This is a genomic window from Flammeovirga sp. EKP202 (assembly GCF_014534745.1).
GTDB lineage: Bacteria > Bacteroidota > Bacteroidia > Cytophagales > Flammeovirgaceae > Flammeovirga.
Genome location: NZ_JACVVP010000041.1, coordinates 36,634 through 53,177 on the forward strand (window position 1 = coordinate 36,634; position 16,544 = coordinate 53,177).

General features: G+C 34.6%; 12 protein-coding genes. 10 read left to right on the forward strand and 2 right to left on the reverse strand.

Going from position 1 to position 16,544, the window contains the following annotated elements:
• Positions 1-3: 3 nt before the first annotated feature.
• The 10 genes from IC221_RS21120 to IC221_RS21165 all read left to right on the forward strand — a co-directional run bounded on the left by IC221_RS21120 (position 4) and on the right by IC221_RS21165 (position 14,837).
• Positions 4-438, forward strand: coding sequence for a GNAT family N-acetyltransferase (locus IC221_RS21120; protein ID WP_188170864.1), 435 nt, complete (start codon positions 4-6; stop codon positions 436-438).
• A gap of 34 nt (positions 439-472) precedes the next feature.
• Complete coding sequence (odhB, locus tag IC221_RS21125; protein ID WP_188170865.1) at positions 473-2,011, forward strand: 2-oxoglutarate dehydrogenase complex dihydrolipoyllysine-residue succinyltransferase; 1,539 nt, start codon at positions 473-475, stop codon at positions 2,009-2,011.
• A 153-nt stretch (positions 2,012-2,164) separates the two neighbouring features.
• Positions 2,165-3,559, forward strand: a complete 1,395-nt coding sequence (lpdA, locus tag IC221_RS21130) for a dihydrolipoyl dehydrogenase (RefSeq protein WP_188170885.1) — start codon at positions 2,165-2,167, stop codon at positions 3,557-3,559.
• 311 nt (positions 3,560-3,870) lie between these two features.
• Complete coding sequence (locus IC221_RS21135; protein WP_188170866.1) at positions 3,871-10,365, forward strand: S8 family serine peptidase; 6,495 nt, start codon at positions 3,871-3,873, stop codon at positions 10,363-10,365.
• A 278-nt stretch (positions 10,366-10,643) separates the two neighbouring features.
• Positions 10,644-11,066, forward strand: a complete 423-nt coding sequence (locus IC221_RS21140; RefSeq protein ID WP_044201904.1) for a hypothetical protein — start codon at positions 10,644-10,646, stop codon at positions 11,064-11,066.
• Between the two features lie 75 nt (positions 11,067-11,141).
• Positions 11,142-11,705, forward strand: coding sequence for a carboxymuconolactone decarboxylase family protein (locus tag IC221_RS21145; protein ID WP_188170867.1), 564 nt, complete (start codon positions 11,142-11,144; stop codon positions 11,703-11,705).
• A gap of 65 nt (positions 11,706-11,770) precedes the next feature.
• Entirely contained in the window at positions 11,771-12,616 is an 846-nt protein-coding gene (locus tag IC221_RS21150) for an AraC family transcriptional regulator (RefSeq protein ID WP_188170868.1), read from the forward strand.
• Between the two features lie 215 nt (positions 12,617-12,831).
• Positions 12,832-13,641: a YHYH protein gene (locus IC221_RS21155; RefSeq protein WP_188170869.1), complete on the forward strand. Its 810-nt coding sequence runs from the start codon at positions 12,832-12,834 to the stop codon at positions 13,639-13,641.
• Complete coding sequence (locus IC221_RS21160; RefSeq protein WP_188170870.1) at positions 13,613-14,206, forward strand: toxin-antitoxin system YwqK family antitoxin; 594 nt, start codon at positions 13,613-13,615, stop codon at positions 14,204-14,206. The genes IC221_RS21155 and IC221_RS21160 overlap by 29 nt, the downstream gene beginning before the upstream one ends.
• Entirely contained in the window at positions 14,193-14,837 is a 645-nt protein-coding gene (locus tag IC221_RS21165; RefSeq protein ID WP_188170871.1) for an SCO family protein, read from the forward strand. The genes IC221_RS21160 and IC221_RS21165 overlap by 14 nt, the downstream gene beginning before the upstream one ends.
• 127 nt (positions 14,838-14,964) lie before the next feature.
• On the opposite strand, the gene IC221_RS21170 is transcribed toward IC221_RS21165, so the two are convergent.
• Positions 14,965-15,690, reverse strand: a complete 726-nt coding sequence (locus IC221_RS21170) for a hypothetical protein (protein WP_188170872.1) — start codon at positions 15,688-15,690, stop codon at positions 14,965-14,967.
• 44 nt (positions 15,691-15,734) lie between these two features.
• Positions 15,735-16,523: a DUF3575 domain-containing protein gene (locus tag IC221_RS21175; RefSeq protein WP_188170873.1), complete on the reverse strand. Its 789-nt coding sequence runs from the start codon at positions 16,521-16,523 to the stop codon at positions 15,735-15,737.
• Positions 16,524-16,544 lie beyond the last annotated feature (21 nt).

Genomic DNA, 16,544 nt, shown 5'->3' on the forward strand with positions numbered 1-16,544 from the left:
ATTATGATTATTAAAGAAGTAGCTTTTAATTCCGCTGACCACAAATTAACAGTAGCATTACGTGACGAAGTATTACGTAAACCACTTGGATTACAATTTTCAGAAGAGGAATTATCTGAAGAGTTCGATAGCTATCACTTAGCAGCTATGAACGATAATGATGAAGTTGTTGCTTGCCTAGTATTAAAACCGATTTCTCCAGAAGAAATTAAAATGAGACAAGTAGCTGTTAGGGAAGATCAGAGAGGCAAAGGCTTAGGTTCTTTAATGATTCAGTTTAGTGAGTTTTTCTCAATGGATCACGGTTTCGAAACAATGTCTTTACATGCGAGAGCAGTGTCAAAGGAGTTTTACGAAAAAATGGATTACGAAGTAGTCGGTGATCAGTTTGAGGAGGTAGGAATCCCTCATTATAAATTTATAAAAAAACTAGTTTAGAACTCTCGCGAGGAATCGCAAAAAATATAAAATTATGAGCTTACAAATGAATGTTCCAGCTGTCGGTGAGTCGATCACTGAAGTAACTATCGCAAGATGGTTAGTAGAAAGCGGCGATACAGTTGAATTGGATGATGTCCTTTGTGAATTAGAATCTGACAAAGCTACTTTTGAGTTAGTAGCAGAAGCAGACGGTGTAATCACAATCGCAGAAGGTGCTGAAGAAGATGCAACTTTAGAGATTGGTGCATTATTATGTACTATCGAAGAAGGTGCAGGTGGTGCTCCAAAAGCAGCAGCTACTGAAGAAGCAGCTCCAGCAGCAACGTCATCAGAAGGTCCAAAAGCAACTGGTGAAGTAATGGAAATGGTTGTACCTACAGTAGGTGAGTCTATTTCTGAAGTTACAATTGCTTCATGGGCGAAAGAAGACGGCGATTATGTGGAATTAGATGATCTTCTTTGCGAGATCGAATCTGATAAAGCAACGTTTGAATTGACAGCAGAAGAGTCAGGTATCTTAAGAATCATCGCTCAAGAAGATGAGACTTTAGAAATCGGTGCTCCAATTTGTAAGATCGAAGTAATGGAAGGTGGTGCTCCGGCAGCCGCTGCAAGTTCAGATGCTCCAGCAGCATCAGCTCCTTCAGCAGCAGTTTCAGGTGACACTACTTATGCTACAGGTCACGCTTCTCCAGCAGCAGCGAAGATCTTAGCTGAAAAAGGTATTGATCCATCTACTGTAAAAGGTACAGGTGTTGATGGTCGTATCACGAAGGAAGATGCAGAGAAAGCACAAAAGCCTGCTGCAGCTCCTAAGAAATCTGCACCGAAAGCGGCTGAAGCTCCGGCTCCAGTAGCAGCTCCAGGTGAAAGAGTTCAAAGAAGAGAGAAAATGACTGCTCTTCGTAAAACAGTTTCCCGTCGTTTGGTTTCAGTGAAGAACGAAACAGCTATGTTGACTACTTTCAACGAAGTAGACATGAAGCCTGTAATGGATCTTCGTAAGAAATACAAAGAGATGTTCAAAGACAAGCATGAGATTGGTTTAGGTTTCATGTCATTCTTTACAAAAGCTGTAACTGTAGCCTTACAAGAGTGGCCGGCAGTAAACGCTTACATCGACGGAAACGAATTAGTATACAATGACTATGCGGATGTTTCTATTGCGGTTTCTGCTCCAAAAGGATTAGTAGTGCCAGTAATCAGAAATGCGGAGTCATTAAGTCTAGCTGATATCGAGAAAGAGGTAAGACGTTTAGCGTTAAAAGCTCGTGATAATAAATTGACTATTCCAGAAATGGAAGGAGGTACATTCACTATTACAAACGGTGGTGTATTCGGTTCAATGTTATCAACTCCAATTATCAATGCTCCACAGTCGGCAATCTTAGGAATGCACAACATTGTGGAACGTCCAGTAGCAATCAACGGTGAGGTGCATATTAGACCGATCATGTACGTTGCTTTGTCTTATGATCACAGAATCATTGACGGACGTGAATCAGTGAGCTTCTTGAAGCGTGTGAAAGAATTGCTTGAGGATCCAATCCGTTTATTATTAGACGTATAGATCTAAGCTATTGAGCATTGTTGGAACAAGCTCTAACCGTAGATTTAATTACTTTAATTAAACTACTAAAAACAAACTTACTAAAATAAACACTAAGGAATGCTGGAAACATTTCTAGCATTCCTTACTTTAAATACCTTTTTAGGATCAGATATGACATATGATTTAACAGTGATCGGTTCAGGTCCCGGCGGTTATATTGCTGCCATCCGTGCTGCTCAATTAGGAATGAAAGTAGCATTAATTGAAAAATACTCAACTCTTGGTGGGACATGTTTGAATGTTGGATGTATTCCTTCAAAAGCATTGTTAGACTCTTCAGAATTGTATCATCAAGCGGTGCACCGTTTTGCTGATCACGGTTTAGAAGTAGAAAAGCCAAAAATTGACTTTGGTAAAATGATCGCAAGAAAGGGTGAGGTAGTAAAACAAACTACGGACGGTATCGCTTTCTTGATGAAGAAAAATAAAATTGACGTTTACGAAGGTTTTGGTTCATTTGTAGATAAAAATACAATCAAAATTGACGGTGAAGAGTCAAAAGTAATCAACACTCAAAAAACAATTATTGCAACAGGTTCTAAGCCTACAATGCTTCCTTTTATTGAGTTTGATAAGAAAAGAGTAATTACTTCTACAGAGGCTTTAAAACTACAAGAAATTCCTAAGCACCTTATCGTAATTGGTGGTGGTGTAATCGGATTGGAATTAGGTTCGGTTTATGCACGTTTAGGTGCTGAAGTAACAGTAGTAGAATATGCTGATTCTTTAATCCCTACAATGGACGTTTCTTTAGGAAAAGAAATGCAGAAGGTATTGAAGAAAGAAGGTTTCAAATTCAACTTGAAGACTAAAGTTGAGTCTGTAAAAGTTGAAGGAGAAGAAGTTGTAGTAAAAGCAACAGATAAAAAAGGGAAAGAGATTGAGATCAAAGGTGATTACTGCCTAGTTTCTATCGGTCGTCGTCCTTACACTGATAAATTGAATTTCGAAGAAATCGGTGGTAAAATGGATGATCGCGGTAGAATTGATGTCAACGAGCACTTACAAACTTCAGTAGAAGGTATCTACGCTATCGGTGACGTTGTGAAAGGAGCAATGTTAGCACACAAAGCGGAAGAAGAAGGTGTTTATGTTGCAGAGCACATTAATGGTGAAAAGCCACATATCAACTATAAATTAATTCCTGGTGTGGTTTACACTTGGCCAGAAGTGGCTTCAGTAGGTTACACTGAGCAGGAGTTGAAAGAATCGAAGCGTGCTTACAAAGCCGGTTCATTCCCATTCAGAGCGTCAGGTAGAGCAAGAGCCTCTATGGATATTGATGGTTTGGTGAAAGTTTTAGCTGATAAAGAAACAGACGAAATCTTAGGAATGCACATTATCGGCCCAAGAGCGGCAGATATGATTTCTGAAGGTGTAGTAGCAATGGAATACAGAGCGTCAGCAGAAGACATCTCAAGAATGTCTCATGCCCACCCTACTTATTCTGAAGCAATCAAGGAAGCTTGTTTAGCAGCTACAGGTGACAGAGCATTGAATATGTAAAAAATAAATATCCTATATTTTTTAAGGCTACTCGAAAGGGTAGCCTTTTTTTGTGGAGGTTTATTGGATGGTAATTAATAGTTATTAACTATATTGACACGTGTTTTAGTACTTGAAAAATAGATTTACTGGCAAATTATTGACATACAGAACTTTACCGTTTTATTGTATAAATATTTAACAAATGAAAATCAATAGAATTCTATCTGTTGATTCATTGAAACTATTGTAATACTTTAATTTATTGTGAATCATTCATTTCTACTAAAAACTAAATTTTATTACTTTTTCTTAAGCTAGAATAAAACAAAATGATTTTTAAATCTATTAGCAAACTTATTGTATTTACTGTATATCTCCTTCTAGGTACTACAGTTGGACAGGAAATCTATGCACAAAAAAGTATAGATTCAAGTGTGATACCTCAAGTTGTAAGGGTGAAATTGAAACCTGACGCTGAGCGTGCTTTTTTGACATTACAACAGTCTAAAAGAACAGATGGTACATTACAAATGGGTCAAGTCACTTTAGACGAAATCTATGTAAATCATAATGTTCTTCAAATGAAAAGGGTATTCCCTTATTCTCAAAAATTCGAGGAAAGACATAGAAAACATGGTTTGCATTTGTGGTATGAATTCACATATAGTACCAATCAAAATCCAGAAATCGTGGCTCAGTCTTTTAAAAAATACGATGGGTTTGAGATTGCTAAATGTGTGCATCATATGGCAAGACCTAACGAAAAACCAAAGCCTATAGACCCATCAGAGCTGGTCAAGCGTATGACTACAGATGACCTTTTTTTAGAAGCACAATGGCACTATCATAATACTGGACAAACGAATGGAACAGAAGGTGCTGATATTAGTTTGTTTGAAGCATGGGAGACTACAATGGGATCAGATCAAGTAATAGTTGCTATTATGGATGGAGGTATTGATTACAACCATACTGACCTTGAAAATAACATGTGGATTAACACTGGTGAAATTCCAGGAAATGGTATTGATGATGATGGTAACGGCTATATTGATGATGTTTATGGGTTTAATTTTGTAGATAATAATGGATCTATAGATCCAGATCCTCATGGAACTCACGTAGCAGGAACTGTTTCAGCAAGTAACAATAATGGTATTGGTGTTGCGGGTGTTGCAGGAGGTGATGGAGTAATTGGAGGAGCAAGATTAATGTCTTGTGAAGTGTTTAGTCCTTACAATAATGGAGGGTTTGCTCAAGCATTTGTTTATGCTGCTGATAATGGGGCCGTTATTGCTCAAAATAGTTGGGGACATACGGTTGCAGGAATATATGATCAAGAGATTTTAGATGCAGTTGATTATTTTATCGAAGAAGCAGGTCAATATGAAGGAAGTCCTATGCAAGGCGGTATCGTTTTCTTCGCTGCCGGAAATAGTGATTCAGATGCAGACTATTATCCAGGTTATTACGAACCAATTGTAGCTGTAGGAGCAACAAATCATGAAAATCAAAAATCTTGGTACAGTAACTATGGAGATTGGGTAGATGTTTCTGCTCCTGGTGGAGAAACTTTTGTTTCATCAGAAGGAATATTAAGTACATTACCTTTTAATTCATATGGTTTCTATCAAGGAACATCAATGGCTTGTCCACATGTATCGGGTGTAGCAGCCTTAGTTTTGTCTAACCTTTCAAGTCCGATTACAAGTGGAGAGTTAAGAGAACTTTTAGAAAGTTCAATTGATTCAATTGATGATGGTTTACCAGTGATTTATAAAGGCAAGATGGGTACGGGACTTTTAAACGCTTCTAAGGCTTTAGATGCAGCACCAGTACAATTTGATATTTCACCTTTACACCATACTGTAATAATTAAGCAAGGTGAAACTCAAACACAAACCATTAGCATTCTTAATGAATCGGATACAACTTTTACTTTTGAATTTAGTTCGTTAGCACCTTTTGCTTCAATTAGCTCTGATCCGATTGAAGTGGCACCAAACACTTCTGCATCGATTGATATTGTGATAGATGTGGCAAATTTATCGTTGGGAAGTTATGATTTGGATATTATTGCATCAATCAATGAGACAGGAAAAAGAGTTTTAAGGTGGGTGGTAGAAGTCGTAGAAGATCCACAATTTGTAGCTGATACTGAAGCAAGTTTTGGTGATATTTATTTAGGGTATAATCATACTCAGTACATAGAATTTGTTAATACAACATATTCATATTTAGTATTAACGGATTTTAATGCAAGCCTTCCTGATTATATGGTTGGTGTTGATTCCTTAATTATTAAGCCTAATTCGAATGCAATGTTAGAAGTGGTATTCACTCCAGTAGCTTCAGGCAATCGATCAACTTCTTTGACAATGCGTACCAATGATCCAAATCAACCTACTTATGCTGTAAACCTTTATGGAACAGGTAATGGAAACATTCCACCAACAGCAGTTGTACCTGATTCTATCATATTACATCAATCGGAACCATCAAGCGATTCGTATACTTTTCAATTAGCAAATGAAGGAGATGATCTTTTATCCTATTCCATTAACACTGTTACTGAATTAGAAACACAACCGCTTTTAGCTTCTAAGTTTTTAAAAGAAGAATTACATAAAGGGCAAGAAAGTAGTATCCAAGGAAGGCCAACATTATTTGGTTTTGGTACAGATACTGAAGGAGAATATAGTTGGGTTGATAGTAAAGAATCAAGCAATGTAACTTTTGATTGGATAGACTTGTCAAATGACCCAGAAGCTACTGTTTATGGATCTGGAGATGATCATACTAGAACATATTACTTGAGTAATTTTCAGTTTACTTATTATGATAATATTTTTAGTAGACTTGAAATTTCATATAATGGTACAATTGGTTTTAGTAATTCATATAGTTCTTTTGATTACAAAGAACTACCTAGTACTTATGCCCAGGGTAACTTGCTCGCACCCTATTGGAGAGACCTTTATGCAAATGCAATTTATGTAAGGGAATATGACAATTATGTAGTTATTCAATTTGATGGTTATTACTTTTCTAATACTTCTCAAACAGTAGAATTTGAAGTTATTCTTCATTCTAATGGAAATATTAAATTCCAATACAAAGATGTTGGAGAGATAGGTTATTCTATTGGAATGCAAAATGAAGATAGTAGTAAAGGCTTTAGTATTGCTTACAATACAGAGTATCTTGAAGAATCAATGGCAATTTTAATTAGGAATAACACTTTCATTAAAAGTATTAACCCTGAAAATGGTAATGTAGCAGGACACTCTTCGCAACCTATTCAGATCAACTATGATACGGAACACACTTATGAAAAAGGGTCATCTTCACAAGCTATTTTCATGGTTCGATCTAATGATCCTTCTGAGGCTATTAAAGAAGTGTTTTTTGAGGTTCAATATGGAGGACCAATTGTAAAGTATCATGATTCTTCCTTTTCATATGTTTCTTATGTAGATAGCGTAAAAAGTGGTTCATTAAAATTATATAATGATGGTTATTTACCCTTGGAAATAACTGATATTGTGTCAAGCAGTCAATATATTACTATTGAACAAACAGAGCTAACTATTGCTCCAAAGGATAGTATGACGTTATCCTATAATTTTTGGGCTCCTTTGAAAGGAAAGTACACAGAGACAATTAGTTTTTCTACGAACGATGAATCGAAATCTTCAGTTAGCATTGATTTAGAATATTTTATCTGGAATGCTTATCCTCATTTAGTATTAAGTCATCAACCTGATTCTATATTTGCAACTGTATTAAGAGATAGTATTACAACTCAAGAATTTACTCTAACAAACGAAGGAGAAGATATTATATCTTATAAACTTGGAGTTAGAAAGATTCAGAATGTGACAGAGGATGAATTTAGCTTACCAAGGGCAATTCGTACTACAAAACAATCGATTAGAAAAGGTGTAAGTAGCAAACAAATACCTGAGGAATATAGAAGAGGTACTTTTACCAATACTAGAAAACAAAATATTAATCAAGATTTTGTTGTTCCTGAAAAGGCTGCATTTGGTTATCTCTATGATTATTCTTTGAGTGAATTTGGGCATGCTTCGATGATTCCTGAGGAAATTTCAAGTCTTACAAAATACAGTACTGAAAATTATTTTGAAGATTTTATTGGTGCTGGTGAGTACATTACCTCTCTGAATAAATACATCGAATTTAGTATTAATGGTGATTACTATTTGATTGATCCCGAAACTGAGGAGGTAGTAAATCAAGGCAAAATTAATTTATATAATATAAATGGTGCGGCCTATAATGTGAGTAGTGATGAACTTTATTTGTGTAATAGTAACCAACTCTATAAGTTCAATTTACAGGATCATACATTAAGTGAAGTTGGAAATTTTGGGTCATCACAACTATTGATGATTAGTTTGTCTTTTGGTGCCACAGGTGACTTATATGGTATTGATATAATCAATAGTGTATTGATGAAAATAGATCCATCTACAGCTGAGACCGAGGAGATAGGCTACATTGGCTTTGAGACTAACTTTGGCTCAGGTTTGGCTTGGGATGGTAATCGTATGATCATGGCTGCTTACAATTGGGATACCGGTAATTTTGATTTTAGACAAGTAGATCTTCAGTCAGGCAATACTGAAATTATAAATGGAGAGTTAGGTGGAAATTATCAATTTGGATGGATTGCATTTCAACTTCAAGGGACTGCCGAGTTAGATATAACAGAAGGTACTTTGTTACCTGGTGCATCACAGAAAGTATCATTTAGTTTAGTTACTAATGGAATGCAAGCAGGCGATTATCTTTATGGCATTGATGTTAATAGTAATGATCAATTGAACCCTTATAGACAAATTCCTGCTCTTATCTCCGTATTAGACTTAACACCATCTAGAAATGTATTAGATTTTGATAGTGTGGCAAATGGTTATTATAAGACATTAGATATGTATGTAATGAACCAGTCCTCTCAAGCTATTAATTTGGAAAAAATACTTTCAACAAATAGTGTTTTTACGGTTGAATCTCAATCAGGTATATTACAACCTAAAGATAGTGTGGCGTTGACTGTAACCTTTAAACCTACTGAAGATGGAACAGTAGTATTTGATGAATATTTAGAAATTTATTTTGAGGGCGTAGTAAATAGAATACCGCTGAAAGCCAAAAGTTACGACAATACACTACCTGAGGTGTATCATTCTATTCCAGATCTTGAAATTGAGAAAAATGCTTTTAAAGTAATTGATTTGAGAGAACATTTTTATGATTATAATGCTGATACAATTCATTATGATATAGAAATTTACAATGTACAATCTGTAGAAGCAGCTATCGAAAATAACAATCAACTTGTCATTTATGGAAAGCAACAAGGAGAAATAGAATTGACAGTAAAAGCATCAGATATTTTAGAGACAATAACAGAATCCTTTATGGTAACTGTTACAGATCCTGGATATAGACCACCTGTAATAATCAAGGAAGTCTCTAAGTTAGTTTTCAATGCAAACTCCTCTATTGATTATGATATATCAGAGCATTTCAATGAACAAGAAGAAGGGTTATTCTCTTATACTTTTGAACTTCAGAATGATTCAAATCTTGATGTTCAAATTGATTCAGTAGGGAAAATTACTATTAATTCGTCAATCTCTGGGGATGAAGTCCTTTATGTTAAAGCATCGGATGGTCAAGTAGAAACTACGCTTTCTGTCCCTGTAGAAGTGTTGCCTGAAAATGAGCCAAATATTTTACTTATTGGAGAAACTTTCTTGATTGGATTAGATACTTTGATTGAAGAAGAAAATCTTGAATATTCTTATAGTTTTGATACAACAGGAATTGTAGCACTTTACGAAGAAAATAATCTTTTAAATATCTATGCTTTGGAGGAAGGAGAAGTGAATGTAAGTATTTTAGCTACGAATGGTATGTATACTGCAAGTTTGGATTATACATTTAGTACTTATAATAAATTAGAAGTTACAAATGATAATGCATTCATCTCACTTCGAGAAGGAGATTCAACGACATATGACTTTACTGATCATTTTATTTATAATGGAGAGGATACAGTGCAGGTAGAGTGGGAAAATTTGGGAATCGATAATGTTGAGTTCACCAATTTAGATGACAGTAAAGTGTCCATATTGGGAATACTTGAAGGTCTTCAAAATTATACGATAACGCTTTTAGTTGGAGATCAAAGTGTATCAATTAACCTTGAAGTAGAGGTGACAGAAAAAAACTATGCACCTGAATTATCTCAAGACTTTAACGATTTAGTTTTAGAACTTGGAGAATTTAGGATCGTAAATCTTGATGAATATTTTACAGATCTAAATGGAGACTCTATAGAATATTCAATCGGGGATTTTGATACTACATTAGTTGATGCATCTATCACAAATGACAATCGATTAATAATTTTCACTTTGTTAGAAGGAACAGCGACGTTACCTTTAAATGTGACTGATGGTGAATTATCGTTAGAACTTGAAGTCACCGTGATCGTTAATAAGCCAATTATTAACGGTATTATTAATGAATCACCAACTAGTGTTCGTTTATATCCAAACCCTGCAACTACAACTGCTACATTAATTTTAGAGGTTGAAAAACCAACATCAATTTTGTTAGAGTTGATGGATTTAACAGGTAGAAAAATACGCTCAGAGAGTTGGAATACAGTGCCGCAAGGAGCATTCCAGTATTCGTTTGATGTTTCAAATCTTGTGTCAGGAACTTATATCATTGGGTTGACGGCAGAAGATGGTCAGACATTATTTAAGCGTCTTAGTGTTCAATAATTAGAGCTATTCAAAGAAGCTATACATGAGTCATCTCTATAATAAAGGGGTGGCTCATTTTTTTTATAAAGAATAAAATCATTAGCTAATGAGCATTTAGTATGGGTTTTTAGTGGGGTATGTCTTATTTTTTCTGACTGATTGTAAATAATTTTCGCATTTTTTATTTATAAAAAAGTTCATTTCTCAAAAGTCCATATCCTTGAACGTTTTGTCCATTTTCTAAAAAGTTCTATCCATGATATTTGTATCATAAGAAAAACAAAAAAGAAAAGAAGATGAAAGTTTCAGAAAAAATAGCGACTGCATTTATAGCCTTGTTTTTATTTATGCCTGGCTTGGTGAAGTTTACAGATCAGTTTTCTTATAATTTTGCTACACAGATTGAGACAGTGGGATTGCCATTTCCAAAGTTATCCTTCTTCATAGGTCAAAGTAGTGAAATTATAGTGGGGGCAATCGCTCTTCTATTACTCTTCTTTTACAATAAAATAAAACCCGAATTGGCAGATAAGCTTTTTTATGGTATGAGTATCATGGTGCTTCCTATTATGATTGTAGCCTTATTTGTGCACTCTGATCCCAATGTGCCTGTTGAAGTGTTGCCTTTTGAAAGTAGACCACCTGTATTGGCTGTTTTATTAATATTGGCCTCAACACTAAATCTATCAGTCCACAACCGAAAGATCACATTATTTTAATTCATTAATCAATTTCATTCTTAAGGCCTCTATAAAGTAGGTCTAGGAATCTAACACCCTAAATTTTATTAGATCATGGCAAATTTTAAAATTCACAACTTTGAAACAGCTCCAGAAGCAAGCAAAGAATTATTAGAAGGAAAGAAAAAGGCGTTTGGTTTTGTACCTAATTTAATTGGTACACTGTCAGATTCACCTCAGTTGGCCAAAGCTTATGATTACCTACATGAAGCATTTGCAAGTACTTCTTTTAACAATGAAGAATTGACAGTGGTATGGCAAACCATCAATGTTGAAAATGAATGCCACTATTGTGTTCCTGCACATACAGCAATTGCGAATGCAATGAAGATTGCTCCAGAAATCACGGAAGCTTTAAGAAATGAGACGCCTTTGCCTAATGAAAAATTGGAGGCGTTAAGAACTTTTACAGTGGCATTGGTACGAGCAAGAGGTTTTGTAAAGGACGAACAATTAGAAGCGTTTTTTAATGCAGGTTACACTCAAACAAATGTTTTGGAGATTATACTTGGTTTAGCTCAAAAAACAATAAGTAATTATACGAATCATGTGGCAAAAACACCACTAGATAATGCTTTTCAGCCCTTTGCATGGGAAAAGAAAGGTTTAGCAGTTTAAATTTTAAAAAAGAGGTGGTTGATTGATCACCTCTTTTTTTGTTAGTTATTTTCTATCTTCACTTTATGAAAATGCAAGAAGCGATTAGTTTTAACTATCAAGGAAGACCTCTAATTGAGAAAAATATTTTTAAAGTTCCTTATACGAAAGAAAGAGTTTTTCAAAATGAAGGGTGTTTTTTGTATATGAAAGATGCTCACATTAAGTTACATTCTCCTCAAGACAACTTGGAGGTAAAGAAAAAGGAAGCCATTCTGCTAAGGTGTGATACGTATTTTTTAGAGTTCTTACACAAACAGAAAGAACAAGAAAGTGTAGAGGTGATTGCAGTTCATTTATTTCCCGAGTTACTTAAGAAATTGTACATCAATGAGCTTCCAAAGTTGATTGAGAAACAAATGAGTAACCCCAAAACAAGAATAGTTGAAGATGAAGCCATCATTGCACGTTTTATTGATTCCTTAGAGTTTTACTTTGATAATCCTTCGTTGGTCAATGAAGATTTATTAGAGTTGAAAATTAAAGAATTGGTCTTGTTGCTCATTCAGACGAATAATGTTTCTTCGGTAATGGAATTAATCAATGATCTTTATTCTCCACGTACTTCACAATTGAAGAAAGTTATTGAATTGCATACGTTTTCTAATTTATCATTGGAAGATTTAGCAAAACTATGTCATTTAAGTTTGTCTTCATTCAAAAGGGAATTTCAAAAAGTATATGATGAAACTCCTTCTAAGTACCTTTCTATTCAGAGAATAAAAAAAGCAAAAGAACTATTACAGTCAACCACATTGCCCATTAACGAAATTGCCTATGATGTAGGGTATAATGACCCTCTTTATTTTACAAGAATATTTAAAAAGAAGGAAGGTGTGTCTCCTTCTCAATACCGAAATGCTAATTCATAAGAATTGTATTATTATAGTATGAGTAGCTAAATAGTTGTTTTATTGGGTGGTGATATGGTACTTTTTTGTAGTTGGTGAAAAGATTTTGTAAATTTTATATCTACTTTTTACATAAATTTTTCAAAAAAAGTATCTAATAATTGGGTACAACGGTATGACGTACCCCTTTAATGGATAGATATTGATTGAAAAATAACCATTATTCCATTTTTACTATGAAAAAAGCTTATTTAGTGACTCTACTATTGTGTATTTTTTTAATGAATTGTTCGACGAGTAATGAAGACGATTCTGATGTCACACCACAAGATGAAACTCCTACTGCTGATGACGATACTACAAACGATGATTCATCTGATGATGATTCTAGCGTAGATTTATCTGTTTATAAAAAAATATATGGTGCTTCGGATATATATGTTGAAGGCGATTTTGTAGTGATTGAAGTGGACGGTTTACCAGATCATGGAAGTCCTTATTATCAAGATACAGAGTGGAGTAGTCGTTACGAGGCATATAATAGTAATGATTTTCATTTGAATCCTAATCGTATTTCTTCTTTTGATCGTGTAGTCAAACTACCTTTAGATCCTCAAGAGGCGACAAACCATCAACCTACTTCTTTAGGAACAATGGGAATTGCGGTCAATGGGGTTTCTTTTTATAACCAATATGCAGGTCCTAACAATGAACCATTGACAGATGAAATTTTTAGTTTTGATCAATACAATGGTCATCCGCAGAGATCTGGGGAGTATCATTACCATTTAGAGCCTGTTCATTTAACAAGCCAAGACACCATTGGATCAGAAGGTTTATTGGGCTTTTTATTGGATGGTTTTCCAGTTTATGGACCTAGGGAGAATGGGGTAGCAGTTACAAATGACGATTTAGACGATTATCACGGTCATTCACACGCTACTGAAGATTACCCTGATGGGACATATCATTATCATATTACTGCAGAAGACCCTTACATTAATGGAAATGGATATTATGGAACGCCAGGTACTTCAACCAACTAATTTTATCTTACTTCTCTTCATTTTCTTATTTTCATGTGCACCACAGAAACATGAAAATAAGAAAGTGTTATCTCTTGAAATGGTTAATGCCCAAGAGGTGATGACAAAATCTTCTAAAGGGATCTTCTATGTGAATGGGAAACGTTTTAGTGGAATGATTTATTGGACTTACCCTAATGGTACTGATACACTTCGTGTAAGAAGATATCATGATGGTGAAAAGGAAGGGAAGTGGGTGAAGTATTATCCTAATAATATTTTAGAAGAAGTAAGGTATTATAAGGAAGGGAAAAAAGAGGGAGAGCAAATAGGCTATTATCCCAATGGAAAGATTCGTTTTATTACCAACTTTCAAAATGATCTTTATGAAGGAAATGCGAAAGCTTGGACAGGTTCAGGTCGCTTAATAAGGAACCAGAATTATCATATTGGGAAAGAAGAAGGAGTACAACAGGTTTGGTATGATAATGGAAAAATCAAAGCGAATTATGTAATCAAAGAGGGGAGGAGATTTGGATTGTTAGGAACGAAAAATTGTATCAATGTATCAGATGAAACGTTTTAGTTGGATCATACTTGTGATTAGTGGTATTATAAATTTGAGTTGTGTAGAAAGTGAAAAGCAACTCCCTTTTTATAATACACCTGATTTTACTCCTCATTTTTTGAGCTCTGATCAAGAAGTTGAATCTAAAATTACGCACTCTATTGCTGATTTTGAGATGAAAAATCAACATAATCAGACTATTACTCAAAAAGATATTGAAGGGAAAATACATGTAGCGAATTTCATATTTACAAGTTGTGGAAGTATTTGCCCTGTAATGACAGAAAATATGAAAATTGTAGATGATGAGTTTTCTGGTGATAATGATATACAGTTGATGTCCTATACTGTTACTCCTTGGATAGACAATGTGGAAGTTTTAAATGAGTATGTAACGGCTAAAGAAATTACCTCTGAAAATTGGCATTTTTTGACGGGAACCAAAGGGGAAATCTATCAATTGGCAAGGCAGTCCTATTTTGCTGAAGAAGACTTAGGTTTTACAAAAGATAGTACTGAATTTTTACATACAGAACATTTCATTTTGGTAGATCAAAATAAAAAAATAAGAGGTATTTATAACGGTACCTTAAAGTTGGAAATGCGTCAATTGGTTAAGGATATTCAAGTCCTAAAAGAAGAAGCTTAAAACGTTTTTTCTATAGCCAAGAATTGTTTTAATTAGATATACATAAAAAAAATTCCCATTTCTTATAGCTTTAATACTAGAAATGGGAATCTTTTTGTCTACTTAAAAGACTTTGAAAAGAGCAGTTTTATTTTGCTTGATCACCACAAAGTTGGTCATAAACATATACGTGCTCTGCAAAATCTCTCCAGGCAAATTTATCACCTCCGTAATATTTCTCGAAGATGTCAGGGCATTTAGTAAAGATGACAGTTTTCGCTTCTTTCTTATATTTTTTCTTTTCTAAGTAAACAGCTCTGTTTGACCCCGCATCACATACTAAATAAGATTTGTCAATACCGCCAGTGACTTTTATACCACCAACACCAAGTCCTGTAGTTTCTTTGGCATTTGGGTCTTTGTATACTTTTACAACATGGTCAAAACCAGGGTTTAAAAGTTGCATCAAGGCAAATTTGTTTTTCTTACCAGGAAGCAATGCTTGCTCAAAGTAGAAGTATTCTTGATCAACAACTTTATTGAAGTCTCTTCCAGACAATTCAGTGATAGAATTAGCAGTAATAGCTTGTGTGTAGGTCTGAATTTTAAGAGTTTTAATTCCTACTTCTTTCACATCTTCTGCTTTGAATTTAAATTTCTCCCCACTTTCAGTTTTAAAGGTGAAACTTTTCAATACATTTTTTACGAGATAGGAAGAAGTTACTTTTCCTATGATTTTAGTGCCATCATTTTTGATCACATAGGAGTTTTTAGCACCTGACATAGCAGATGAAGGTATTGCTGGTACAAATTGTTGACCAAAGCAAATGAAAGAGCTTAGGCATAGTAGCGAAATGAGTGTAAGAGTTTTCATAGTATATTAAAATGTAAAATATTTGTTTGGTTGCAGTAACGACACTAAAAGGAATATCCCACTTGTATCACAAACCGAAGACCTCCAGTCCATGTCCTGAAATCTCCATTGGTATTGACTTCTTCTCCATCTAGTAAGCCATCAAGCCCAGGGAATTTTTCAATTAATCCATTTTTTATTTCCTGTAAAACTTCAGCTTCTTCTGGGATTTCCACATCACTATCCAACTTTAGTTTTCCCGTATAAATTCCATAGCCAGGACCTATCATTATAAGGTCTACAGCAATTCTTTTTTTTATAATAAATTGATACCCCAATTCAATGCCAATATTCAGAATATCAGCACTTCCTTTCATTTTTGCTTGAATAGGTTCTCCTTGAACAGGTTGGCCTCCAAGGCTATCGAAACTAATGTTATTGCTTAAATTGTATCTGTAATAAGCAATATAGGGGCCCCAATACAAACCATCAGGGGCAAAGCCTCTATTTCTTTTCTTAAAATAACGTCTATAATCTGCTGCAATGCTATAACCTGTATTTTTAAAATCTCTTGCAGCACCATTACCCAAAGGTAGAGTGACAATTTTTGGGAAAGTAAGACTTCCTACATTTAAAGAAACGGATTGGAAATCATTGATTCTTCGTTCATATCCTAAAACATAATTTCCGCTTCCCCAAAGTAAATAAGGAGTAAGGTTAAAACGTACTATGTTTTTACGCATCATTGTGATGCTTGAGTCATGCTCAATGTCTAACGTTTTTTTTTGCTTTTGAGCAAAAGTAGTATTGAAAAACAATAAGACTAAAAAAGAGAGTATAAAGGTAGCTTTCATTTTTGAAATTGGTTTTTGGTC